23 protein-coding genes are annotated in these 25,703 nt (G+C 40.9%); 11 read left to right on the top strand and 12 right to left on the bottom strand.

The annotated features are described in order from the left end of the window. The first annotated feature begins 37 nt into the window (after positions 1-37). Both fecD and fecE read left to right on the top strand, forming a co-directional pair. Positions 38-973, top strand: coding sequence for a Fe(3+) dicitrate ABC transporter permease subunit FecD (gene fecD / locus HEMROJRC1_RS09685; RefSeq protein ID WP_374707306.1), 936 nt, complete (start codon positions 38-40; stop codon positions 971-973). After that, on the top strand, positions 973-1,740 hold the full coding sequence (gene fecE, locus HEMROJRC1_RS09680) for a Fe(3+) dicitrate ABC transporter ATP-binding protein FecE (RefSeq protein WP_226692710.1): 768 nt from the start codon (positions 973-975) through the stop codon (positions 1,738-1,740). Before fecD ends, fecE begins: the two co-directional genes overlap by 1 nt. A gap of 142 nt (positions 1,741-1,882) precedes the next feature. Here the strand turns inward: fecE and HEMROJRC1_RS09675 are convergent, their stop codons facing one another. The 10 genes from HEMROJRC1_RS09675 to HEMROJRC1_RS09630 form a co-directional block, all read right to left on the bottom strand. Further along, the gene (locus HEMROJRC1_RS09675) at positions 1,883-2,668 is read right to left on the bottom strand and encodes a Cof-type HAD-IIB family hydrolase (protein WP_226692709.1); all 786 of its coding nucleotides are present in this window, start codon (positions 2,666-2,668) and stop codon (positions 1,883-1,885) included. A gap of 25 nt (positions 2,669-2,693) precedes the next feature. Beyond that, positions 2,694-3,158, bottom strand: a complete 465-nt coding sequence (gene ybeY / locus HEMROJRC1_RS09670) for an rRNA maturation RNase YbeY (protein ID WP_226692708.1) — start codon at positions 3,156-3,158, stop codon at positions 2,694-2,696. Position 3,159: 1 nt separating this feature from the next. Further along, positions 3,160-4,242: a PhoH family protein gene (locus tag HEMROJRC1_RS09665; protein ID WP_226692707.1), complete on the bottom strand. Its 1,083-nt coding sequence runs from the start codon at positions 4,240-4,242 to the stop codon at positions 3,160-3,162. A gap of 94 nt (positions 4,243-4,336) precedes the next feature. Continuing rightward, a complete protein-coding gene (locus HEMROJRC1_RS09660) occupies positions 4,337-5,050 on the bottom strand; it encodes a TerC family protein (RefSeq protein WP_226692706.1) in 714 nt (237 codons plus the stop codon). A 75-nt stretch (positions 5,051-5,125) separates the two neighbouring features. Next, entirely contained in the window at positions 5,126-6,952 is a 1,827-nt protein-coding gene (gene uvrC, locus HEMROJRC1_RS09655; RefSeq protein WP_226692705.1) for an excinuclease ABC subunit UvrC, read from the bottom strand. Position 6,953: 1 nt separating this feature from the next. Next, entirely contained in the window at positions 6,954-7,718 is a 765-nt protein-coding gene (gene kdsB, locus HEMROJRC1_RS09650) for a 3-deoxy-manno-octulosonate cytidylyltransferase (protein WP_226692704.1), read from the bottom strand. A 59-nt stretch (positions 7,719-7,777) separates the two neighbouring features. Beyond that, a complete protein-coding gene (locus HEMROJRC1_RS09645) occupies positions 7,778-7,960 on the bottom strand; it encodes a Trm112 family protein (protein WP_226692703.1) in 183 nt (60 codons plus the stop codon). A gap of 1 nt (position 7,961) precedes the next feature. Next, entirely contained in the window at positions 7,962-8,951 is a 990-nt protein-coding gene (lpxK, locus tag HEMROJRC1_RS09640; RefSeq protein ID WP_226692702.1) for a tetraacyldisaccharide 4'-kinase, read from the bottom strand. Between the two features lie 175 nt (positions 8,952-9,126). Beyond that, entirely contained in the window at positions 9,127-10,875 is a 1,749-nt protein-coding gene (msbA, locus tag HEMROJRC1_RS09635; RefSeq protein ID WP_374707305.1) for a lipid A ABC transporter ATP-binding protein/permease MsbA, read from the bottom strand. 58 nt (positions 10,876-10,933) lie between these two features. Then, positions 10,934-13,321 (bottom strand): DNA internalization-related competence protein ComEC/Rec2, encoded by a 2,388-nt coding sequence (locus tag HEMROJRC1_RS09630; protein ID WP_226692700.1) that lies wholly within the window; start codon positions 13,319-13,321, stop codon positions 10,934-10,936. A 250-nt stretch (positions 13,322-13,571) separates the two neighbouring features. Here HEMROJRC1_RS09630 and dksA point away from each other — a divergent pair, with 250 nt between their 5' ends. The 3 genes from dksA to folK all read left to right on the top strand — a co-directional run bounded on the left by dksA (position 13,572) and on the right by folK (position 16,102). Next, the gene (gene dksA, locus HEMROJRC1_RS09625) at positions 13,572-14,009 is read left to right on the top strand and encodes an RNA polymerase-binding protein DksA (protein ID WP_226692699.1); all 438 of its coding nucleotides are present in this window, start codon (positions 13,572-13,574) and stop codon (positions 14,007-14,009) included. A gap of 278 nt (positions 14,010-14,287) precedes the next feature. Further along, on the top strand, positions 14,288-15,622 hold the full coding sequence (gene pcnB, locus HEMROJRC1_RS09620; RefSeq protein ID WP_374707304.1) for a polynucleotide adenylyltransferase PcnB: 1,335 nt from the start codon (positions 14,288-14,290) through the stop codon (positions 15,620-15,622). 3 nt (positions 15,623-15,625) lie between these two features. Then, positions 15,626-16,102 (top strand): 2-amino-4-hydroxy-6-hydroxymethyldihydropteridine diphosphokinase, encoded by a 477-nt coding sequence (gene folK / locus HEMROJRC1_RS09615; protein WP_226692698.1) that lies wholly within the window; start codon positions 15,626-15,628, stop codon positions 16,100-16,102. Between the two features lie 289 nt (positions 16,103-16,391). Here the strand turns inward: folK and sppA are convergent, their stop codons facing one another. Beyond that, positions 16,392-18,245 (bottom strand): signal peptide peptidase SppA, encoded by a 1,854-nt coding sequence (sppA, locus tag HEMROJRC1_RS09610; protein ID WP_226692979.1) that lies wholly within the window; start codon positions 18,243-18,245, stop codon positions 16,392-16,394. 110 nt (positions 18,246-18,355) lie between these two features. On the opposite strand from sppA, the gene HEMROJRC1_RS09605 reads away from it, so the two are divergent. Beyond that, positions 18,356-18,910 (top strand): NAD(P)H nitroreductase, encoded by a 555-nt coding sequence (locus tag HEMROJRC1_RS09605; protein WP_226692697.1) that lies wholly within the window; start codon positions 18,356-18,358, stop codon positions 18,908-18,910. Between the two features lie 31 nt (positions 18,911-18,941). Here HEMROJRC1_RS09605 and HEMROJRC1_RS09600 read toward each other — a convergent pair whose 3' ends face one another. Further along, positions 18,942-20,024 carry a homoserine O-acetyltransferase gene (locus HEMROJRC1_RS09600; RefSeq protein ID WP_226692696.1) on the bottom strand — a complete coding sequence of 361 codons (1,083 nt, stop codon included), beginning with the start codon at positions 20,022-20,024 and terminating at the stop codon, positions 18,942-18,944. Between the two features lie 202 nt (positions 20,025-20,226). On the opposite strand from HEMROJRC1_RS09600, the gene HEMROJRC1_RS09595 reads away from it, so the two are divergent. The 5 genes from HEMROJRC1_RS09595 (at position 20,227) to HEMROJRC1_RS09575 (ending at position 25,578) form a co-directional block, all read left to right on the top strand. Beyond that, positions 20,227-20,901 (top strand): vancomycin high temperature exclusion protein, encoded by a 675-nt coding sequence (locus tag HEMROJRC1_RS09595; protein WP_226692695.1) that lies wholly within the window; start codon positions 20,227-20,229, stop codon positions 20,899-20,901. A 160-nt stretch (positions 20,902-21,061) separates the two neighbouring features. Then, positions 21,062-22,414 carry a lysine-sensitive aspartokinase 3 gene (lysC, locus tag HEMROJRC1_RS09590; protein ID WP_226692694.1) on the top strand — a complete coding sequence of 451 codons (1,353 nt, stop codon included), beginning with the start codon at positions 21,062-21,064 and terminating at the stop codon, positions 22,412-22,414. A gap of 108 nt (positions 22,415-22,522) precedes the next feature. Continuing rightward, positions 22,523-23,305 (top strand): LPS chain length-determining protein, encoded by a 783-nt coding sequence (locus HEMROJRC1_RS09585; protein WP_226692693.1) that lies wholly within the window; start codon positions 22,523-22,525, stop codon positions 23,303-23,305. 209 nt (positions 23,306-23,514) lie between these two features. After that, positions 23,515-24,813 carry an adenylosuccinate synthase gene (purA, locus tag HEMROJRC1_RS09580; RefSeq protein ID WP_226692692.1) on the top strand — a complete coding sequence of 433 codons (1,299 nt, stop codon included), beginning with the start codon at positions 23,515-23,517 and terminating at the stop codon, positions 24,811-24,813. A 78-nt stretch (positions 24,814-24,891) separates the two neighbouring features. Beyond that, positions 24,892-25,578, top strand: coding sequence for a DUF484 family protein (locus HEMROJRC1_RS09575; RefSeq protein WP_226692691.1), 687 nt, complete (start codon positions 24,892-24,894; stop codon positions 25,576-25,578). Positions 25,579-25,703: the final 125 nt, after the last annotated feature.

The following is a 25,703-nucleotide window of genomic DNA, read 5'->3' as shown; positions in this document are numbered from 1 at the left end:
TTTGTCTGCGTTAAAAATTCGCCTGTTTTATCTCTCAATGTTCACTCTTCTCATCTTCCTTTTGGTGATGAGTTTGCGTCTTGGAGCATACACGCTTTCTCTCAATGAATTATTTGCCGCGCTTGATAGCCACGATAAGAATTATTTCACTTTAGTAGAATATCGTCTTCCCCGTACCTTATTGGCAGTCGTTATCGGCGGTTCATTAGCGATTTCAGGCGTGTTAGTTCAAAGCGTAGTGCGCAATCCCCTTGCCTCACCTGATATTTTGGGTATTAACAATGCAGCCGGTTTAGTTGCCATTGCCGCACTGATATTTTTACCACAACTGACATTTTATTGGATTCCCCTATTTGCTTTTATCGGTGGTACGCTTTCTTTCATATTACTTTGGATCATCTGTGGATTTCACTTCCGCCCGATAAAAATGGCGATTATTGGCGTGTCTCTCTCTTCCTTATGGGCAGCGATTAGCCATTATGTGATGCTAACAAATCCCGTAGAAATTAATACCGCAATGTTATGGCTAACGGGAAGCCTTTGGGGAAGAAGCTGGGCTTATGCCCAAGTAGTGCTTCCATGGTTATTGTTGCTACTACCTATTCCATTTTTCTTCAGCCGAGATTTAGATACTCTTGGATTGGGTGAAAGCAAAGCCAGTACCTTAGGAGTCGGTGTTAGTAGAGTACAAATTATCGTGCTGATTCTTGCCGTTGCGCTTTCCACTACAGCCGTTGCAATTTGCGGTCCGATTGCCTTTTTGGGGTTAGTTGCCCCTCATCTGGCTCGCCGTTTAGTGGGAGGGAGACACCGTAATTTACTCCCCGCCTCCTTTTTTATCGGTGCTATTTTATTGCAAATTTCCGATATTATTGCCCGCATCATCACCCCACCTACCGAACTACCTGCTGGCATACTTACCGCAATTATCGGTGCGCCGTATTTTTTCTACTTATTAATGAGAACCAAATAATGACAATTGAAATTAAAAATTTACAACTTGCCTATCAAGACACACCGATTGTCCATCATTTGTCACTCCGTTTTCCCCAAAATAAAGTGATTGGTTTACTTGGTCCGAACGGCTGCGGGAAATCCACGACACTCAAAGCAATAGCACGCCTACTAAAACCCAAGCAAGGTACTATCACTTATCAAGGCAAAGATATTTGGCAAAAAACACCCAAAGAGTATGCCAAACATCTTGCCTTCTTACCACAACAACACCTTGTGCCAGAGGGTATTAGCGTACGGGAATTAGTAAGTTACGGACGCGCCCCCTATGTGAATTTGTGGGGAAAATTAAGCGCTAAAGATGAGGAATTAGTGAACCGGGCGATGATACAAACGCACACGATTAAACTCGCCGATAAACCGGTGTCGGATCTTTCAGGAGGTCAGCAACAACGCGTATTTTTAGCGATGACCTTAGCACAAGACACCGATATCGTATTATTAGACGAACCCACTACTTATCTCGATCTCAACCGCCAAGCCGATTTAATGGCAATGATGCGTCAAATGCAACAAAACGGCAAAACCATAATCACGGTTTTGCATGATCTCAATCAAGCCAGCCGCTATTGCGATTATTTGATTATTTTTAAGGAAGGAAATTTAATCGCTCAAGGCGCACCTGAAGAAGTAATGAGCAAAGCATTACTTAAAAATGTATTTGATTTAGAAGTAGAAATTCATCGCGATCCGGTCAGTAACACGCCGATGTTTATTTTGAAATAAATTATTTTCTATTTATTGACCGCACTTTTAATACCAAAGTGCGGTATTTTTGTATTTTTACGGTATTATGTATCAGTTGCACAAAGAGAATTTTATATCCAATATTTATTGGGTGTAGCAACTGCTACATAATACTGTATTTTTATTCCGGAAAGATTTCTTCCAAAATTAACGCCAAGCCATCTTCATTATTTGTGGCCGTAACTCGGTTAGCGACCTGTTTGATTTCTTCGGGAGCATTCCCCATTGCAACGCCTAAACCGACATTTTGTAGCATATCCAAATCATTAAAATTATCGCCAAACGCAATTACTTCTTCCATTTTTACATTGAAATAATTTTCTAAGAAACATACTGCATTGCCTTTTGTTGCCGATTCGTGCATCACTTCCAGAAAACTCGGATGAGAGCGACAAATACTTAAATGAGGAAAATCTGTTTTTAATCGATTTTCAATTTCGATAATCTCATTCGGCTCACCGATAATTTGAATTTTGTGGGGAGAATAGACCGCACTTTCATCATAGGGATCAATTTGAATGCCCGTAACGCCACGTTCAAAAACCACCCATTTGTTATTCACATCACGCGCGACACAGTCATCATTCGTATAATAATTTACCCCTACCTCGGGATAGGCGGTCAAAACCCGATTAATTTCTTGAATATCTTCCGTAGAAATATTTACCGAATAAAGCGCATTCAAATTGCGATCTAAAATGAGTGCACCGCTAAAAGCCACAATCACATTGTAATTCTCAATTTGTTTCGCATAAGGCAAAATACCGAGTGGTGAACGGGCTGAAATCGGCACAAAAGGAACGCCGTTTTGAGTAATACGCTGAATCGCTCTTAAAGTTCTTGGGGAAATTTTGTGATCCGAAGTTAATAAAGTACCATCAAAATCACTAAATACGGCTTTATACATAAAGACTCCATACTATTTTTTGCTATTATTTTTCCGATAAATAAGGATCGACAAAACCCAACCCCTGCATAATTTGTGTTTCAAGACTTTCCATTTCTTCCGCTTCATCATCTTCAATATGATCATAGCCCAATAAATGTAAACTACCATGAACCACCATATGCGCCCAATGAGCCATAAGCGGTTTCTCCTGTTCTTCCGCCTCTCGCTCCACAACCTGACGACAAATCACTAAATCGCCTAATAATGGTAATTCTACTTCATCAGGGCATTCAAAAGGGAAAGAAAGCACATTTGTAGGACGATCTTTACCACGGTAGGTTAGATTTAACTCGTGGCTTTCCGCTTCGTCCACAATACGCACGGTCATTTCTACGTTATCACTTTTCGGTTGAACTGCCGCGCTTGCCCATTGCGTAATTTGCGTTTCGGTCGGCAAAGCAGCCGTGTTTTCCGTTGCGATCTGTAAATCAATTAGCATATTGCCCATCTTACTCTCCTAAATTCTCCGCTAAAACCGACCGCTCTTTTTCACGTTCAGCCTTTCGTTGTTCCGCAAATGCTTGACGGCGAATTTCATCTTTCACTTCCCAAGCCTCATAAGCCTGAACCACCTTCGCTACCACAGGATGACGTACAATATCTTTGCTATCAAAATAGTTAAAACTTAATTCAGGCACGTTTTCTAACACTTCAATGGCGTGACGTAAACCGGATTTTGTACTACGTGGTAAGTCAATTTGTGTAATATCGCCGGTAATCACCGCCTTAGAATTAAACCCGATACGGGTAAGAAACATTTTCATTTGTTCTACCGTGGTATTTTGACTTTCATCTAAAATAATAAAACTATCGTTTAATGTACGCCCCCGCATATATGCAAGCGGGGCGATTTCGATAACATTGCGTTCTATTAATTTTTGTACCCGTTCAAAGCCTAGCATTTCAAACAACGCATCATAAAGCGGTCGCAAATAAGGTTCGATTTTCTGTCCTAAATCCCCCGGTAAGAAACCCAATTTTTCACCGGCTTCCACTGCCGGACGGGTTAATAATATTCGGCGAATTTCTTGGCGTTCTAATGCTTCCACCGCAGCCGCCACCGCTAGGAAAGTTTTCCCCGTTCCCGCCGGGCCGATACCGAAACTAATATCGTGCGTTAAAATATTGTGTAAATATTGAATTTGATTTTCACCGCGCGGCTTAATCATTCCGCGTTTGGTTTTAATTGTGGTGGCATAGACTTTGCTTTCCGCACGGGTAGATTCCACCTGAGATAGCATTCTGCTTTCTTGTAGGGCAAGATGCACGTCTTCTAAATCCAATTCTTTTACCTTGCCTTTAATCGGTGCGGTTTCTACATACAAATCTTGAATTAATTTGACCGCACTTTGAATCAATTTTTCATCATAGGGTTTAGGCGTTTCTTCATTCGATTTTATGGTGAAAGTAAAATTATTACGGGAAATGCCGAGATTAAATTCTTTTTCAATCAGTTTCAGGTGATCATCAAATGCACCGCAAAGGGATTGAAGACGGGTGTTATCTTGAGGTTCAAGGGTAAATGAGGTCATACTTTGGTTTGTGAGTTTAAAACTTGGCGATATTTTAACTGAATATTCATGATACCAAAAGTGCGGTCAAAATTGACCGCACTTTTTGTTTTTGTTATTTCATTGCTTTTCGCATTTTAATGTTCAACATTTCAACGATGGCGGAGAACCCCATAGCAAAATAGATATAGCCTTTCGGAATATGAATATCAAGGCTTTCAGCGATGAGACTCACACCGACAAGAATTAAAAACGCCAATGCAAGGATTTTTAAAGTCGGATGCGTATCCACAAAATCGCCGATTGGTTTTGCCGCAAACATCATCACGCCGACCGCAATCACGATGGCAAGCACCATTACCGGTAAATGCTTCGCCATTCCCACGGCGGTGATTACCGAATCAAGGGAGAATACAATATCTAAAATTGCAATTTGAATAAGTACGCCGAAATAGCTCACTTTCTTTTTATTTTCACTTTCGTGATGCGCTTCAGGATGCAGTGCTTCTTTAATTTCTCCGCTACTTTTCACGATTAAGAATAAACCACCGAGGAATAAAATCAAATCACGACCGGAAATATCTTGATTAAATAAGGTGAAAAGCGGCTCGACGAGTTTCATCATCCAAGCAAGGGACATAAGAAGTAAAATTCGGGTAATCATTGCCAAACTAAGCCCGATAATACGTCCCGATTGGCGTTGTTGAGCCGGCAAACGCCCTACTAAAATACTAATAAAAATAATGTTATCGATCCCTAAAACGATTTCAAGCGCAGTCAATGTAACAAGTGAAATCCAAGCTTCAGGATCAGAAAGCCACTCAAACATAATTCATTCCTAATAAATAAAAAAATAAAGCGCAGATCATAATCACTTTACGAAGAAAAGCAACGGCTATTTGTACTAACTGCGCAAGGTTTCAAAAATAGTTTCCGCCAATCGGCGAGAAATTCCCGGTACGGAAGCAATATCATCCAAGGTGGCATTTTTCACACCCTGCAATCCGCCGAGATATTTTAACAATGCTTGTCGGCGTTTTGCCCCCACGCCTTCGATGCTTTCCAAGCCGCTTTGAGTAAAGGCTTTTTGGCGTTTTTTGCGATGTCCGTTGATAGCGTGGTTATGGCTTTCGTCACGAATATGCTGAATCAAATGCAATGCAAGGCTGTCGTCCGGAAGATGAATTTCACGCTCTTGTTTGCTGATAATCAAGACTTCTTGCCCAGCCCTACGATCCACGCCTTTTGCCACACCGATTAAGTGCGGTCGATTTTTATTCCATTTTACGTTGAGATGTCGGAACACCTCTAAAGCACGATTGAGCTGACCTTTCCCCCCATCAATAAAAATAATATCGGGGATTTTATCTTCTTCAAGATCACGATCGTATCGTTTTTTCAATGCCTGTTCCATCGCCGCATAGTCATCCCCTCCGGTAATACCTTCGATATTGAAACGGCGGTAATCGGATTTCAACGGCCCTTCTTGATTAAACACGACACAAGAGGCAACCGTTTGATTTCCCATCGTATGGCTGATATCAAAACATTCCATTCGCTTAATTTCAGGTACATCAAGTAATTCACACAAGGCTTGATAGCGTTCCGACATCCGCGATGATTGTTTAAGTTGCGTTGCTAATGCTGATTTCGCATTCACTTGTGCCAGCTGTAAATATTTGCTTTTATCCCCTTTCACACTTTCTTGAATGGTTACTTTTCGACCGGCTTGTTCGGTCAATAATTGCTCCAATTCCGATTTTTCCGTCAGTCGGCGATCTACGATGATACTATTCGGGATAGTTCTGCCTTGATGCCCTTGCAAATAAAACTGCCCGACAAAGGTTTCCGTCAATTCCGAAAGATCCGTATTTGCCGGTACTTTGGGGAAATAGCTGCGGTTCCCCAACACTTTACCTTGACGAATAAACATCACTTGCACACAAGCCAATCCGTGCTGATAGGCAATTGACATAATATCCATATCGTCCAATCTTTCGTTCGATACGAATTGTTTTTCAATCACCGCTCGCACCGCTTGAATTTGATCGCGATAACGGGCTGCCAGTTCAAAATCAAGATCCCGACTTGCCTGCTCCATTTTGCCGATTAAGTAATCCAGCACCTGCTGATCTTTGCCTTGCAAAAATAAACGCGCCAATTCAACTTGTTGGTTATATTCTTCGTCCGTCACGTAACCTTTTACACAGGGTGCGGAACAACGTCCGATTTGATATTGCAAACAAGGGCGGGAACGATTGCCGTAAACGGAGTTTTCACATTGGCGCACCGGAAATAATTTTTGCAATAGGGATAAAGTTTCACGCACGGCCCCTGCGTGTGGGTAAGGCCCGAAATATTCACCGACAATTTTTTTCATTCCGCGATAAGAAGTAATACGCGGATGACGTTCTTTTGTAAGCAAAATAAAAGGATAGGACTTATCATCGCGTAATAACACGTTATAACGCGGCTGATAGAGTTTGATAAAATTATGCTCCAGTAGTAAGGCTTCGGTTTCTGAAGAGGTGATCGTCGTATCAATATGATGAATTGCTGCGACTAAGGCTTCGGTTTTCTTACTACTGAGATTAGCGCGAAAATAACTGGACAGACGTTTTTTTAAATCTTTTGCTTTGCCCACATAAATCACCTGATCTTTATCATCATACATCCGATAAACGCCGGGTTCATGGGAAACGTCCGAGAGAAATTTTTTAGGATCAAACATATTAATTCACAGCCAAAATCGACCGTACTTTTTCTAAATCTTCCGCTGTATCCACGCCCACTGCCGGCACGGCTTTTGCCAATTCCACGTGAATACGTTCCCCGTTCCATAGAACACGTAATTGTTCCAGTTTTTCTAGATTTTCTAACAGGGTCGGTTCCCATTGTACATATTGTTTAATAAAGCCCGCACGATAAGCATAGATGCCGATATGACGCAAATAGGCATCCGCTAATTTTGCTTTTGCCACTTCTTGCAATGTCATAAATTGATCACGATCGTAAGGAATCACGGAACGAGAGAAATACAATACATAGCCGTCTTTATCGGTAAGTACTTTCACTGCATTCGGGTTAAACAATTCTTCAGGTTCACGAATTTTTACCGCAAGTGTTGCCATATTCACATTAAATTTCGCCAGATTTTCCGCCACTTGAGTCACGATTATCGGTGGGACAAGAGGTTCATCGCCTTGAATGTTGACGATAATTTCATCATCGGCAATCGCCAGTTTTTTCACGACTTCGGCTAAACGTTCCGTGCCTGAATTGTGATGTTCCGAAGTCATACAAACTTCCGCCCCAAAATGTTCCGCCGTTTGAGCCACTTTTCCGTTATCTGTGGCGATAATCACACGGCTTGCACCGGATTGTTGTGCTTTTTCAAAAACGTGTTGAATCATCGGTTTACCGGCAATATCGGCAAGCGGTTTACCCGGCAAACGTGATGAAGCGAAGCGGGCAGGAATGATAACGGTGAATGACATAAAATATTCCTTCTTAACGATATAGTGAATTAAATTTCAGCGCAAAACACGCCGAGAGTTTAATTTTCTCTTATTATTACGGCTTTTTCCGCCACCAAGACAGGTACACCGTTTTCAATGGGATAGGCTATATGCTCATAACGACAAATCAACCGTTGATTTTCCGCATCATATTGCAAAAGCCCTAAACAACGCGGGCAAGCAATCACTTCAAGTAATTTCGGATTTAATCGTTCAAACATATCAATATCGCCCAACTAATTTCTCAATTTTTGCCCAAAAGTGCGGTAGTTTTTCATTGTGTTTTTCGGCTTCGACAATGTCTGCCTCTACCGGTACATACCACCAGTTTTCTTGGGCGAAAGTTTCGCATTTCACGGCATCTTTTTCCGTCATAAAGAGCGGTTGGTTTCGGGCAAGTTTTTCTAATTGTGCCGCTTCAAAATGTTGATGATCTTGAAATGCTTGGGTGTGATTTAATACGATACCTTGTTTTTCCAGCATAGTAAAAAAACGTTGCGGGTGACCAATACCGGCAATGGCTGAACCGAATGAAAATTCATTTAGCGGACGTTTTTCCTTGCTTCTTAAATTTACGGCATAATGTGGAATTAGCGTCATCACCACATCAGAATACTGATTTTTGCCTCCATTCGTAATAACAAAATCAACACTTTTTAATCGACTCGGCAATTCTCGTAAAGGGCCGGCGGGCAGTACAAAACCGTTACCAAGGGCACGTTCGGCATCCATCACCACAATTTCAAGATCCCGTTGTAATTGATAATGTTGTAGACCATCGTCAGAAATAATGATGTCGCACTCTCCTTGTTTCAAGAGTAGTTCGATAGCCTGTCGACGGTTCGGTGAAATCACAACCGGCACGGAAGTGCGTTTTGCAATAAGAACGGGTTCATCGCCACCTTCAATAGGAGAAGTGTTTTCCGTTACAAGCAGCGGATAAATTTTTGAGCGGCTGCCATAACCACGGGAAATAACACCGGCACGCAATCCGCGTTTTTTGAGTTCCTCAACAAGCCACACCACCACCGGCGTTTTGCCGTTCCCTCCTACGGATAAATTGCCGACGATAACAACTGGTTTCGGCGCGCGATAAGCAGGTTTTATACCTAGTGAAAACAAAGCACGGCGAATTTGGCTGATAAGCCAAAAAAGCAAAGAAAATGGCAAAAGCAGCCAAGCGAGTTTAGAACGGGAGTACCAAAATGGCATAGACAATCCTTTCTAAAAGTGCGGATAAAATAATATTTATTGAAGTAGGCTGTGTTGGCCGTAGGCGTAACGCACCGTAAATGTTGATGGATTTTAACGGTGCGTTACGGCTTTGCCTAACGCACCCTATATTTTGTACAAATGCAACACAATAACGTAAGTTTTCAACTCGCACTTAACTATTAAACTGCATACTATACAACTGTTTGTATGCGCCGTTTTGTTCAAGCAATGCCTGATGATTGCCACGTTCGCGAATTTCGCCGTGATCGATCACTAAAATTTCATCGGCATTTTCAATCGTGGATAGGCGATGAGCGATAACCAGAACGGTGCGATCTTTTTTCAGTTCTTCAAGTGCCGCTTGAATGGCTCGTTCGGATTCCGTATCAAGCGCAGAGGTCGCTTCATCTAAAATCAATACCGGAGAGTTGCGTAATAAAGCACGAGCAATGGCTAAACGTTGGCGTTGACCGCCGGAAAGACTCGCACCGTTTTCGCCGATTACCGTATCGAAACCTTCCGGTAGTTTCTCGATAAACTCTAAGGCATAAGCGGCTTTTGCCGCTGCAATGATTTCTTCACGTGTATATTTATCGCCTGCGGCATAAGCAATGTTATTGGCAATAGTATCATTAAATAAATGCACTTGCTGCGATACTAAGGCACAATTTTCACGTAAATTCGATAAGCGATAATCCTGAATGTTCACGCCATCAAGTAAAATTTCACCCTGTTCAATATCGTAGAAACGGGTAACAAGATTAGCGATGGTGGATTTTCCGGAGCCGGAACGACCTACCAACGCAATGGTTTTTCCCGCCGGGATACTGAACGAAATATTATTTAATGCAAGCCCGTCTTTGCCTTGATATGCAAAACTTACATTTTTAAACTCAAGCTCCCCTTTTGCCGGTTTCGCTTTATACGTGCCGGTATCTTTTTCCACTTCTAAATCCAAAATCGAAAACAAGGTTTGGCAAGCCGCCATTCCTCGTTGAAATTGTGAATTTACATTCGTTAAAGATTTAAGCGGACGCATCATCGCAAGCATAGAGGAAAATACGACGGTAAACGAACCCGCACTGAGGTGATCATCGGCAATAAGTGGCGTAGTGGCTAAATAAAGCACCGCTGCTAAAGCAAGAGAAGCGATAATTTGTACCACCGGATCAGAGATAGCATCTGCCGTAACCATTTTCATACCTTTCCGGCGCATATCGTTGCTGACAAGGTTGAAACGCGCTTCTTCCACATATTGCCCGCCAAAAGAAAGCACCACTTTATGTCCTTTCAGCATTTGTTCCGTGGTGGAAGTGAGTTCTCCCATTGAATCCTGCATATTTTTACTCAATCTACGAAAAATTTTCGAGACTAAACGAATTAAAATCGCAATGATAGGACCGATAACAAAAAGTACCAAGGTCAATTCCCAACTTGTATAAAACATCACTGCCAGCAAAGAGATGATATATGCACCTTCGCGCACAATAGTCACAAGGGAATTGGAAGAGGAATTAGCGATCATCTCGGAATCATAGGTAATTCGGGAAAGCAATTTTCCTGAAGGGTTGCGATCAAAAAAACTCACGGGCATAAACATTAAATGTTTGAACAAACGACGACGCATTGTCATCACCACTTTACCCGATACCCACGCTAAGCAATAGTTAGAGATAAAACTACTTACACCGCGCAAGAAAATCATACCTACAACAACAAACGCCATCATTTTTAAAAAAGAATGATTGGTTTTGCCAAACCCATCGTCAAGTAGGGGTTTCAATAAATAAATCAACCCCGAATCGGCTAAAGCATTCAGCACTAAAGCGATAGCCGCAACCACTAATCCTGCTTTAAAGGGTTTAATCATCGGCCACAAACGCTTAAAAGTTTGCATTGTAGAAAAGTCTTTATCTTGCATCTCTTGATTTTGCATATCCGTTATCTTCTATAAAAAATTTTCGGCGGCATTGTACCTTTTATTCCTTTGATAATCCAATCACTCGCGCATACCAAGGCGAAAAAGCGTCTCTGGCGGCTGTGATTGTTATCTTATTTTGATAAAACCCGACCCGAATCTGCCCTGAAAGCGCCGTATTTTCTACCGTACTTTTATAGTGCGTTAAACGCTCCGTTACCGAAGAATGAGGGAATTTCCAAGGATTCCAACGACCGCTGGAAATAATCGAAATATCCGGTTTGGTTCGGGCAACTAAAAATTCTCCCGTAGAAGTTTTACTCCCGTGGTGTCCTACTTGCAATACATCAAGTTTGCCCAAAGTGCGGGCAAAAATTTGTTCGTTTTTCATTTCAGCATCACCGGTTAGCAAAATACGATGCTTCCCATCATCAATCAAAATCACGCAAGAGTCTGAATTATCTGCTCGAGCGACTGATTTTTCAGGAGAAAGCACACGAAATGAAATCCCCTGCCATTGCCAGTTGTTTCCTATAATACAGGAAGTGCGGTAAGTTTCACCGTAATTTTTTTTCGATGAACTCATCAACACCAAATGAGGATAAGCATTTAAAATTGCTCTCGCACCACCGGAATGATCATTATCATCGTGACTTAAAATCAATTTATCCAACTCAATTCCTTCACGTTGCAAATAAGGCAATATTTCCAATTCAGCCATTGAACCGCCTTGCCACGCCGCACCGGTATCATACAAAATGCCTCTACCCTCTTTTACGATTAACGTTGCCAAGCCCTGCCCTACATCTAACGTATCAAGCTGCCAAAGCGATTTTTGATACTGCCGATACGCCCCAATCAATAAACATAAAACCGCAATACTTACCGAAACACCGATCATTTGTTTAAACTCAATCTGCGGAGATGATTTGCTCGTACTTAATGTGAAAAATCTTGCCGGTTTTATTTTCCAATTTTGTTGCGTTACCCGTTTTTCCCGATAAATTCCATAAATGATCAAGAGAAAAATCAAACTACAAAGTGCGGTCAAAACAAGCGATAAATTAAATGATACCGTGAACCAATTTCCTTGAAAGGAAGCGATAATTTGTGTTATTCCTTCTGCCAATTCATTAGCCAATCTCCAAGAGGACCACGCTCCTTTAGTCAATATGGCAAATAGAATCAAAGGCACAAGGAAAAAACTATAAAAAGGTACGGCAATTAAATTAACGAAAAAACCACTTAATGCAATACCGTTAAAAAAGAAAAGCTGTAACGGTGTGAACAACAGTAACAAACCAAACTGCAAATGAAACAAACGCATTATCCACCGCACTTTTTGAGAGAAAGGCTGATGACGCCATTGAAAAAGTGAAAACGGCACATAACGATACCATAGGATTAAACAGCACACAGCACCTACAGAAAGCCAAAAACTGATGGAAAGCGGCATAAGCGGATCCCATAATAAAAGAAATGCCACCACTAAAATAAAAAGTTGAAAAGCAGAATAATATCGCCTAGCCATTTGTATGCAAGAGATAAAGAGCAAGGCAGAAATTGCACGAAAAGTAGGAAGAGCGAATCCTGCAAGGTAAGCGTAAAACAACGCTAAAATCGCCCCAAAGAACAAGGGAAAAAACGGATGAATAAAACGGGTTGGAAGAAAAAATTGCATTAAGCGAATCAGAAAAAAACCAATCCCCATTGCCAAACCGATATGTAGCCCCGAAATAGCAATTAAATGTGCAGTATTGGTTTGCTGATAAATTCTCTGTGTTGATTTATCAAGCCATGCCCGTTCGCCAAAAGCTAAGGCAATTAATAGACCTTGTAAAGAAAGACCTTCAGTTTGTTGCAATGCTTTTTGTAATATTTTCTCCCGTAATGAAAAATCACTCTTGATTTTGACCGCACTTTTTACCGTTCCTGTCGCAATAATCCTTTCGGAAAAATACCATTTCTGACGATCAAACCCACCGAAATTCAATCTTCCGGAAAGCGGACGAAGAAGAACTTCGCCTTGCCAGGTTTCCCCTAAAAAAGGACGTTCCTTTGCTTTCCAGTTAAGAAAAATACGCTGTTCACCCAGCCTTTCTTTTAGTACCGTGCGAACAATGACCGTTTGATACGCTTGCTGATGTAATACTTCTTCAATAGTAAAAATCAACGGTTGTTTTTGAACGGAGATTTCATCGGCCTGTCGCAATAAATCAAGGGCAAAAGAATGAGCGTAACCCAAGGCTAAAAGCGCGATATTTAGATAGATAAAAAAACGAAAAGCAAATATTTTTTTGAACCAATAGAAAAAAACGGCGGTCAGAACGAACGCTAAATGACAGAACAGCATTTGTTTCCAGCCGATTAACATAAAATCCGGCAAAAACATCAATGATAGCGAAGCAAAAATAATGCTGATTGCTAACGTAAATACATTAAACGGCATAAGGCAAAAATCCGTAGATAAACTGCTAACACGCTATGTATTTTTTAATCAATAAGCAATCATCCTTCATTGATTTTGCGATCTTGATCGACAAATTCAAATTTAGCGGGCGAAATTCTATTTGCTAAAACAATAAAGTTCTGTTATTTATATCGCCCTTAAAAATCGGGGTTCTTAGAACCAAATATGACAACAATAGCAGGAAGTCGTGAACACCACGCTTAAATTCTGTTTGTATTAGGAGTGAGGTATGTCAAAAGCATCGTTAAGTTTATTAGAACTCGCTGGCGTAAAACCATATCAACCCAAAAAAGATGAAGAATATATGAATGAAGATCAAATTCTTCATTTCAAAAAAATCTTAACGGCTTGGCACGAACAAATCGTGGAAGAAGCGTCCCGTACGGTTGCGCATATGCGTGATGAAGCGGCTAACTTCCCTGATCCGGCAGATCGAGCGACACAGGAAGAGGAATTCAGTTTAGAATTACGCAATCGTGATCGTGAGCGTAAGCTGATGAAAAAAATTGAATCGACACTGAAAAAATTAGATACCGATGATTTCGGGTATTGTGATTCTTGTGGCGAAGAAATCGGCATTCGCCGTTTAGAAGCCCGTCCAACGGCGGATCTTTGTATTGATTGTAAAACCTTGGCGGAGATTCGTGAAAAACAAGTCGCCGGTTAATTTATTCTGTTAAAAAAGAGAAAGTGCGGTTAAAATTGACCGCACTTTTTGCATTTCCAATGTGCTTCTTTATTGAGAACAAAGCTCATCCCTACCGATGACGGTTCAAACGAAAATTAAATTAAAAAACGGAGTTTATTATTTTTACTTATATCAAAAATTTATTTGGCAAAAAGAAAAAACCGCAATCACAAAATGCACCGAAACAATCAGCCCAAATAAAATCGCATTTCGAACGAATAGAGCCTTCAAACAATACGTCTCGAGCAAATAAAAAAATCAATAAATCACCTCGTGATGACAAAAGTATTAAAGCCGCTCACTTTGGTATTCATCCGCGAATGTTTAGCCGTAATGCGCTCAGTGTAGTGGAAAAATTACAACGTCAAGGTTTTGAAGCCTATATTGTAGGTGGCTGTATTCGCGATATTTTACTGGGTAAACACCCAAAAGATTTTGATGTGGCGACCAACGCCCGCCCCGAACAAATTCAAAGTATTTTCCAACGTCAATGTCGCTTGGTAGGGCGCAGATTTCGCTTGGCGCATATTATGTTTGGTCGCGATATTATTGAAGTGGCGACCTTTCGAGCAAATCACGACGATGCCCGTGGTGAACATCAAGCCAAACAAAGTAACGCAGGTATGCTTCTCCGTGATAATGTGTACGGTAACATTGAGCAAGATGCCGAACGCCGTGATTTCACCGTAAATGCGCTTTATTACAATCCGCAAAATAATACTTTGCGTGATTATTTCCACGGGATTGAAGATCTAAAAGCAGGTAAACTGCGTTTGATCGGTGATCCAATTACCCGTTATCAAGAAGATCCCGTACGAATGCTACGTTCTATCCGCTTTATGGCGAAGCTGGATATGTTTCTTGAAAAATCAAGTGAAGAACCTATTCGCAAATTAGCGTGTTTACTGAAAAATGTTCCTCCGGCACGCTTATTTGATGAAAGTCTAAAATTGTTACAAGCCGGCCACGGTGTAAAAACCTATCGTTTATTACGTCAATACGGCTTATTTGAACAACTTTTTCCTTCTCTTTCATCCTATTTCACTGAAAAAGAAGACAGCTTTGCCGAGCGTATGATCGTAACCGCACTTACCTCAACAGATGAACGTATTGCCGATAAACTACGCATTAATCCCGCATTTTTATTTGCCGCCTTTTTTTGGTATCCGTTACGTGAAAAAGTGGAGCTTTTGAAAAATGAAGGAGGGTTAAATAATCACGATGCTTATGCTCTTGCCGGTAATGAAGTGTTAGATTTATTCTGTCGTGCGCTTGCTGCGCCACGCCGCCACACAGCTGTCATTCGGGATATTTGGTTCTTGCAATTACAACTTTTAAAACGTACCGGATCCGCCCCTGTGCGTGTAATGGAACATCCTAAATTCCGCGCAGCGTTTGATTTATTGGTAATGCGTGCGGAAATCGAAGGCGGAGAGACGGTTGAACTGGCAAAATGGTGGCATGAATATCAATTCAGCAATGGCGAACAACGAGATCAACTTGTGCAAGAACAACAACGCTTACATCCTAAGCCTAAGAAAAAATATTTTCGTTCACGCAAACCCCGTAAGTCAAAATCCGTGAAGTCATAAGATATGAATACAGTATATATTGCCCTCGGCAGCAATTTGAATACGCCTGTTGAACAACTCAATAATGCGTTAAAAGCTATCGACAACCTAGCACAAACCAATCTTATTGCGGTAAGTTCTTTTTACCAAAGTAAACCGCTCGGCCCGCAGGATCAGCCCGATTATGTCAATGCCGTAGCAAAAATTGAAACACAGCTTGCACCATTAACATTATTGGATGAATTACAACGCATTGAAAATAAGCAAGGGAGAGTACGTTTACGGCGTTGGGGAGAGCGCACTTTAGATTTAGATATTTTGCTTTACGGCAATGAGAGCATTCAAAACGAACGATTAACCGTCCCCCATTATGATATGCACAATCGAGAATTTGTCATTGTGCCGTTGCTAGAAATCGCCCCCGATTTAACACTGCCAAACGGACTACATCTTTCCGTATTAGCCGACAATTTTCTCCGGCATCAGATGAAAAAAATCTAAAAAATAACCGCACTTTGATCTGCCTGCGTCTTAATCTGTCCTGTCGGTTCGGTTGCTCAATTTTTGGAAGGCTGCTCATACCGTGGACATTTTTATTCAATACATTGCGCCATTATCAGCAATATCAGTTGCTTATTGCAAACATTGGGGAAATATCCGCTTGAAAGGCAACTTAATGTAATAGACAAAAAAGGGCAAAAATAACAAAAATACCCCGCTTTATGAAAAAGACGGGGTTGCCAACCTGAGATGCTTTAATTCAATAAAGCGGCTTTTCCCAAGCTCCTAATTACTTCACTAAACCACAGTTTAAGCAATATAAATACTGTCCTTTAGGATCATTGAATTTATTGAGTTGATTCAAATGATGTTTGAATTGTTGCATCGGTTTTGGTAAATCAAGCCAAGACGTCATAAGTTGCTGCCCGCTTCGTTTAAAGTCACGAACCAATTTACTCAACACATCTCTCTCTTCTTCTGTAACCCATTCTACGGAAAATCCTTCGATAACCGTTTCTCGATGAAGATTAACCAATTCTGCGGCTTTTTCCACCGCACGATCAAAGTCTCCCAATTCATCAACGAGATTATGTTTGAAAGCATCCACACCAAGCCAGACCTTACCTTGTGCAATTTTATCCACAGCGTTTTTTGACATTTGACGGCCACGACCGACTAAATTTAAAAATTTTTCATAGCCATGCTCAATTTCTAGCTGATAAATATCCTGAGTATTTTTAGAAAGCGGGCTAAATACAGAAGTTTCCGCAAGTTCAGTGGTTGCTACGCCATCCGCATTCACGCCGATTTTTTTAATAGCGTTTTCAAAAGTCGGTAACATAGCGAAAATCCCAATGGATCCCGTAATCGTATTTTTATCGGCAATAATATAATCGGATGTGGCTGAAATCCAATAACCACCGGAAGCCGCCATTCCCCCCATTGAGACCACGACCGGTTTACCTGCTTTCTGAAGATTTTCCACTTCCTGACGAATCAATTCCGAAGCAAAAGCACTTCCACCCGGTGAATTAACACGCAAAATAACGGCTTTTACCCTGTCGTCATCATAGGCTTTACGTAGCGAACGCACGATGCTGTCTCCTCCTACTTCGCCTTCTTCACTTTCGCCATCAATGATCGCGCCTTCCACATTCACAACGGCAATTTTATTTTCCGCTAACGAAAAACCGACACGATCGCCGAAATTTGACAAATAAGCGGAAAGTTCTACCATATTTGCCTTTCCCTCAGAGTTTTTACCAAAAAGTGCGATCAATTTTTGTTCTAAATCTAAATTGCTCACAATATCCGTGACGAGCCTACGCTGTTTCGTATAAGCCGTGCTATCCCCCTTCAAAGCCTTTAATTCGGCTAAGTATTGTTTTGCACTTGGTAGTAAGGTTTCGGCAGAAATATCACGATTTTCACTCAGGGTTTGCAGATAATTTTTCCACATACCGTTTAACCATTGGCTCATATTTGCCTTCGCTTCAGGCGACATATCATTACGTAAAAACGGCTCTACTGCAGATTTATAAGTACCGACTCGGAAAATATGCGGGGTAATCGCTAATTTTTCCAACAAATCTTTGTAGTATAAATTCTCTTGCGCCAGCCCTTGAATGGAAACCTGACCTATCGGATTTAAGTAAATTTGATCGGCAAAACTTGCTAAAAAATACTGTCCTTGAGAATAATTGTTTGCAAATACAATCACCGGTTTTTTAGATTCTTTGAAATCTTTAATCGTTCTACCGATGTAATCCATTGCCGGTAAATCGCCCCCCGAAAAATGGTTGAGATCCAACACTAAGCCGCTAATACGCTCATCTTCTTTTGCCATATTAATGGCAAAAACCACATCAAAGGTTGAAATTTGCATTGAAGTTCTATCATTGGAGGTCAATTCTTGCAAGGTTTTCATCCATCCCGCATCATCACGATTGTCGGCTAAATATCCCTCTAAATTAAGCAATAACGCCCCTTTATCTACCGATAAATTGACCGCACTTTTCTTTGTATTTGCCGTTAAGCTAAAAATCGTTACCAGTAGTAAAACGAAGACTAAAAAGAAAAGGTTCATCACTAAATCACGAATAAAATTTAGTGCCCGCCAACAGAGTTTGATCACTCGAAAAATAGCATTCATAAGTATTTGGATAGGTTAGAAAAATTGCGCCTAGCGTAACACAAACCTTCGTGAAAAACTATGCTATAATCCACCGCACTTTTTATTAAAAGAGATAAAAAATGGATACCTTAACACTTTTAACCACGCGTCATTCAAATAAAAAACTCACACCCCCCGCCCCGAATAAAGTACAACTTGAACAAATGTTTCAAGCGGCTCTTCGAACGCCTGATCACGGGAAATTACAGCCTTATCATTTTGTTGTAATAGAAAATAAAGGATTGGATAAGTTGGAAGTTTTGCTTAAAGAGGCGGTAGTGGAACTCAATCTTGGTGAAGAACGCTTAAAAAAAGCGGAAAATTTAGCACATCGCGCCCCAATGGTGATTGCGGTTATCGCCAAAATTAATCCTGATGTAGCCAAAGTACCGGAATGGGAGCAGTTAGTCACAGCCGGTTGTGCCGCCTATGGCATTCAACTTGCCGCCAATGTACAAGGTTTCGATAATGTTTGGATCACCGGAAAATGGGTAAATGGCAGCGCATTACGCCAAGCCCTCGGTTGCCGCAAACAAGATGAAATAGTCGCTTTATTGATGATTGGTACTGCCGCAGAAAAAATTGAGCGTGAATGTCGAACCGGCAATATTGAGGAATTTGTAAGCTATTTATGATGGAAAAGTGCGGTCGAAATTAACCGCACTTTTAATTTTCCCCTGCCAGACCTTCCCGAATCCACTTGTCAAATCCGTCATAATCTACCAAAAACGCGTCATGTCCATAAATTGAGGGAAATTCATAGAAAGCTAATGACACATTGTTTTGTTCCAGAAGTCCTTTGCTTTTATGTAAATCGACGGATTTAAAAAGTTGATCGGTTGTAACGGAAACCAATGTATAACGTGCCTTTATGCGGGAAAGGGCGGTTTTTATATCATCATAACCAAGAGCGGGATCATACATATCTAAAGCACGTAATAAATGGAGATAACTATTTGCATCAAAGCGTTGGAGAAATTTTTTTCCTTGATAGCTAAGATAAGATTCCACTTGAAAATAATCGCCCCAAAAATCGCCCTCGGTTTTGGTGGCGCGTCCAAAAGCTTTGGCAAGTTGCAAATCGGTACGGTAAGTCAACATTCCTAACATACGCGCTATAGATAAACCCTGATCCGGTGGTGTACCGCCATAATAATCGCCACCATTAAAATTCGGATCGTTAATTATCGCTTGACGCATAATATGATTGAAACCAATCGCTTCTGCACTGAAAAAAAGCGAAGAGCAAAGATTGACAATGTTATCCACAAAATCAGGGTATTCTATCCCCCACTGAGTCGCCTGCATTCCACCGAAAGAACCGCCGATCACCGCTTTTAAATGCGTAATACCGAGATGATCAATCAAAGCTTTTTGCACGTGTACGATATCTTGTACCGTAATCATCGGAAATCGGCTACCGTAAGGCTTATTGCTCTGAGGATCGATAGAAGCAGGGCCGGTCGTGCCTTTGCAACCACCCAATACATTTGAGCAAATAAAAAAATAACGGGAAGTGTCTAATGCCAACCCATCTCCCATAAAATGCTGCCACCAACCATTTTGCTCTCCATTAGGAAAATAAGGCTCGGCATCTCCCGTAAGCGCATGACAGATTAATACGATATTATCTTTATCGGCATTCAATGTTCCGTATGTTTGGTAAGCCACATCGATCGTAGAGAGCTCACCACCAAGCAAAAGCCTAAGCGGGTTGTCTTGAAAAAGAACCACATTTTGAACAGCCATTGAAAACCTATTACACGCGACTAAGAAATGCCTCAATTATCAACAGCTCATCTGCTTTGTCAAGAAATTTTAGCCGTCTAAACGGCTAAAATGCATCACATTAAAAAACTCAAACATAACAATAGATACAAAATTCAACTTGAATTTATTGCTATTTTTCATTATGTTACCGAGCATATTCGATTTCAAAACGCTTTAAAAAATGACCGCACTTTCTCTTTGGTATCGTCTTCACCTGAAAAAAATCATTCGCGCAGTGTTTTGTGGTGGTGTGTTTGTATTTTTAGTTTGTGTCATCATCGATCAAAGCGTCAGCTTTTATGTTCGAGAGCGAGTGTTTGAACAAATTGACGATCTCCCCTACCGCCCTTATGCAGTGGTGCTTGGTACATCAAAATATGTGGCGACAGGCAAAACCAACGATTACTATACCAACCGCCTCGACTCGGCCAAAACGCTTATCGAAAATAACAAGGTCAGCTACCTGCTTTTAAGCGGTGATAATCGTACTCTACAATATAACGAGCCTCGTATGATGCTAAGAGATTTACGTAAAATGGGAATACCTGAAGATCGGCTGTTCCAAGATTTTGCCGGTTTTCGCACTTTAGACTCTGTATTACGTGCGAGTAAAGTTTTTCAAGTACCGTCCTATACGATTATCAGTCAGCGATTTCACTGTGAACGCGCACTCTTAATCGCCAAATATTATGATATTAATGCGATTTGTTTTGTCGCAAAACAACCGGAAGTATATTTGGCTACAAGAGTAAGAGAAATGTTTGCACGTGTTAAAGCGATATTTGATTTAGTCGCAGGTATCCAACCTTATTTTCTTCGTGAACCTGAACCGCTTCCACTACCGAATAACCTGTAATATTTATCAAGCTATCCGATAATTAATTTGAGTTTTAAATTTGCTCAACTTTTTACTTATTTTTTATGGAATATAATTGACAATTTTTTATGAAGTCGCTATTTCTATAACGCTTGCAAACACAATCTCTATAATATTTATTTTAATCGAGGAATTATCTATGTCTCATTTATCAATTGCTAAATTCGGAGGAACTTCTGTTGCCAATTACGCTGCAATGACGGCTTGTGCAAAAATCGTCATTGCGGATCCTAATACACGTGTCGTGGTGCTTTCCGCATCTGCCGGAATCACCAATCTTTTGGTGGAACTTGCCGGTGGTGTGGAAGCGGAAAAACGGAGAAAGCTTGTCAGTGAAATTCGTCAAATTCAAGAAAACATCTTAAATGAACTTAAAGACGATAGCCGTGTCCGCCCTGTCATAGAAAAATACTTTGAAAATATTGAATATCTTTCCGAAGCCGCAAGTCTTGCCACTTCACCAGCCTTAACCGATGAGTTAATAAGTCACGGTGAAATGATGTCCACCCGAATTTTTATTGAAATCCTGCGTGAACAAAACGCCAGTGCGACTTGGATTGACGTTCGCACCGTTGTGGCAACCAACGACCACTTCGGCAAAGCCGTACCGAATGATAAACAAACCCAAGCTAATAGCGATAACATTTTAAAACCATTGATTGATCGTGGCGAATTAGTGGTAATACAAGGTTTTATCGGTCGTGAAGCGGGCGGTAAAACAACAACATTAGGCAGAGGTGGAAGTGATTATTCCGCTGCGTTATTAGCCGAAGTATTAAATGCAAAAGATGTTTTAATTTGGACGGATGTTGCAGGTATTTATACCACCGATCCACGTATTGTACCCGCCGCACAACGTATTGATACGATGAGCTTTGCCGAGGCCGCCGAAATGGCAACTTTCGGTGCAAAAGTGCTACACCCGGCAACCTTACTTCCTGCGGTTCGTAGCAATATTCCGGTTTATGTCGGCTCAAGCAAAGCACCGCAAGACGGCGGAACATGGGTAACACGGAATCCGCAACCCCGTCCGACTTTCCGTGCCATCGCACTACGCAGGGATCAAACCTTATTAACCCTTTCCAGCCTCAGTATGTTACATGCACAGGGTTTCTTGGCGAACGTATTCAGTATTTTGGCAAAACACAAAATTTCAGTGGATACCATCACAACTTCCGAAATAAGTATCGCATTAACCTTAGATAAAACCGGTTCTGCCGTCTCCGGTACAGAATTGCTTTCCAGCGAATTATTAGAAGAATTAAGACAGTATTGTACGGTGAAGGTGGATACCGGCTTATCTTTAGTCGCACTTATCGGCAATGATTTACATATTGCGGCAGGTGTAGCAAAACGTATTTTTGATACGCTTGAGCCTTACAGCGTTCGAATGATCAGCTATGGTGCAAGCACAAATAACATTTGTATGTTAGTACAAAGTGAACACGCAGATGAAGTCGTTCGTTCACTACACAAATCGTTATTTGAATAAAAAAATGAATAGTCGGAATCGTTTTTTGACGAAATCAAAAACGGTTCCGGTTTTATTGTATTGTTATTCATATTAATTCAAGAGAAACAAAAATAAATAGGAATTTATATGCCATCTTTAAAGAGAAAATCAAAGCTAAAAACATTCGTGATTTCGACCGCACTTTGCGGGGGAATCGGATATGCCACCAGTTATTGGGTACATCCGATATGGAAAACGGAAGCTGAAATCACCCAACCTGCCTTATCTCAATTGGGCAATTACTACTCTTTATCTTCAATGTATCATCTGATGAAGAGTCAAGATAAAGCGGATGAAAATATCCCCAATGAAGTATATCAAAATTTTACCGAGCAACTGGTTTCCTATGATAACTTGAAAAACTTTTGGGAAAACTCTGCATACTATCAACAAAAAATAGCTGGCGACACAAAAGAGAAAATACCTCTATTAAATGAATTAATCGAAGAAACCCATTTCCAACCGATCAATAATAAAAGTGGAAAAATAACCCTCAGATTAAATGAATCGGAGCAATTAAATACGTCGCTCTCTTCCTTGATAAATAATGCCAATGCACTAACTCAAAAACATCTTTATGATGAACTCATTATTCAATGGAAAAACTTATTTACTCAAGTGAAAACTGCGGCACAATTTAACTTGAACAATAGCAATAGTGCAAGAAACCAAGATTGGCAAGAAAAATTAAATATGATGAGATCCGTAAGCCCGCTTGATGAACAATTTACCGCCTTTCATTTCATAAAAAGCCCTCAAGCTCCCAAACCTCAAGGACGGAAAAGCTGGGCGATAATAGGAGCAGGAATAGGTTTCTTGTTCGGATTATTTAGTATTTTCTTTCGTCGTAACCCCAAAACATCCGAGTAATAACTAGATTGAACTCATATTACCGTAAGAAAAAACTAGAAAGCAGCAGCGGAATAGTTTAGCATAGCGAACCGTGATTGATGCGAGATTCGCATACATTCTTCATTAAAACATCGCTATTAGACACTCTAGTGCCAAAGTAAAATTTTAACAGGGTCAAAATAAAAAAGTTTGACTATTCATTTAATCTTTCAACCAAAGGTGAAATTATGGGAAAAAGTGTTGCTATCCTAGGCGCTCAATGGGGCGATGAAGGTAAAGGCAAAATCGTTGATTTATTAACGGATCGCGTAAAATATGTTGTGCGTTATCAAGGCGGTCATAACGCCGGTCATACGCTAATTATTAACGGAGAAAAAACCGTATTGCGTTTGATTCCATCCGGTATATTACGCCCGAATGTAACCTGCCTAATCGGTAACGGTGTGGTACTTTCTCCGGCAGCATTAATGCAAGAGATGGGCGAACTTGAAAGTCGCGGTATCAATGTGCGTGAGCGTTTATTAATTTCCGAAGCTTGCCCGCTAATTTTGCCTTATCACGTTGCGATGGATCACGCTCGTGAGGCCGCTCTCGGCAAAAAAGCAATCGGTACGACCGGTCGTGGCATCGGGCCGGCTTATGAAGATAAAGTCGCTCGCCGTGGCTTACGCGTAGGGGATTTATTTGATAAAGAAACTTTTGCCGAAAAACTCAAGAACATTCTTGAATACTATAATTTCCAATTAGTAAATTACTATAAAGTTGACCCTGTTGATTATCAAAAAACCTTAAATGATGTTATGGAGGTTGCCGATGTCATCACCGGTATGGTGGCCGACATTACTACGATCCTTGATACCGCACGTAAAAATGGCGACAACATTCTATTTGAAGGCGCACAAGGTACGATGTTAGATATCGATCATGGTACTTATCCGTACGTAACCAGCTCAAACACTACCGCCGGTGGTGTGGCTACCGGTGCCGGTTTTGGTCCGCGTAATCTTGATTATGTATTGGGTATCATCAAGGCTTACTGTACTCGCGTAGGTGGCGGCCCGTTCACAACGGAATTATTTGACGATGTGGGTACAGAAATTGCACGCAAAGGGAATGAGTTCGGTGCAGTAACCGGTCGGGCCCGTCGTTGCGGTTGGTTCGATGCGGTAGCAATTCGCCGAGCAGTTCAACTTAACTCAATTTCAGGCTTCTGTATGACAAAATTAGACGTATTAGACGGCTTTGATGAAATAAAAATCTGTGTTGCGTACAAAATGCCAAACGGTGAAATTGTGGAATATGCCCCACTTGCAGCAAAAGACTGGGAAGGCGTAGAGCCTATTTACGAAACCTTACCGGGTTGGAAAGAAAACACTTTCCGTGTAACCGATGTCAATAAATTGCCACAAAACTGCCGTAACTATATCAAACGTATTGAAGAAGTTACCGGCGTACCGGTAGATATTCTTTCTACCGGTCCTGATCGTGTTGAAACCATGATTTTACGTGATCCTTTCGGTGCATAATTTTGCAGTTGTAGGGCGTATAATCATATACGCCCTGCTAATATTTAGTGGTAAACGACACCACACCCCTACATTATCATGAATACACAAGACATTATTACTTATCTCAAAACACATCCCGATTTCTTCACACAACACCCCGATTTATTAGAAACATTAACGCTATACCACCCGCATAAAGGTTCAATATCGCTCGTTGAAGCACAATTGGCACAGCAACGTAAACAAATCACCACGTTAACTTCACAGATTGAAAAACTTCACCAACTGGCTATTCAAGAAGCCGATATTTTTTTCGCTCTAATGCCGCTACAAAAGAAACTTTTTCAAGCGGAAAATTTTCTTTCTGCGGCAAATAAGTTGGATCAATGGGCAAAATCCTATGAATTGGATGGAGCTAAAATTCTGCTATTTAGCGACAGCTGGGAAAAAGATAACAGTTTGCCTGCTCACTACCGGATTGATCGAAAAGCCTTTGAAATTATTCGGTTAGAACGCTTTGGCTTACGCCGGTTTTATCTGGGAGATTTAAGCAATAAAGAAAAATCCCTAATGTTTTTAGCGGAAGAATTTCCTATCGGTTCCGTTGCTTGCTGCCTACTCGGGACAAAAAATACGCACAAACCGACCGCACTTTTATTGTTTCGCTCTCGTGATACACAACGTTTTCATAATGGACAAGACATTTCGTTTCTCAAACACTTGGTCGATATCGTGGATATTCACTTGTCAAGATGGTTACAGGAAAGAAAATCGGGCATTTAAGAATTCAGCGTTCCAAACAAATGTGAAGAATTTCTTGACACGGAAAAAGAGAGCGTTTTGATGAGTGTTTAGAAAATCATTGATCTGTCAATCGTTTTTTGAAAAAAATAATTTGTGATCAAGAT

It is taken from the genome of Rodentibacter sp. JRC1 (assembly GCF_020521555.1).
Classification (GTDB): domain Bacteria; phylum Pseudomonadota; class Gammaproteobacteria; order Enterobacterales; family Pasteurellaceae; genus Rodentibacter; species Rodentibacter abscessus.
The sequence above is the reverse complement of the archived record's forward strand: the minus strand, read 5'-3'. Positions and strand labels throughout refer to the sequence as shown.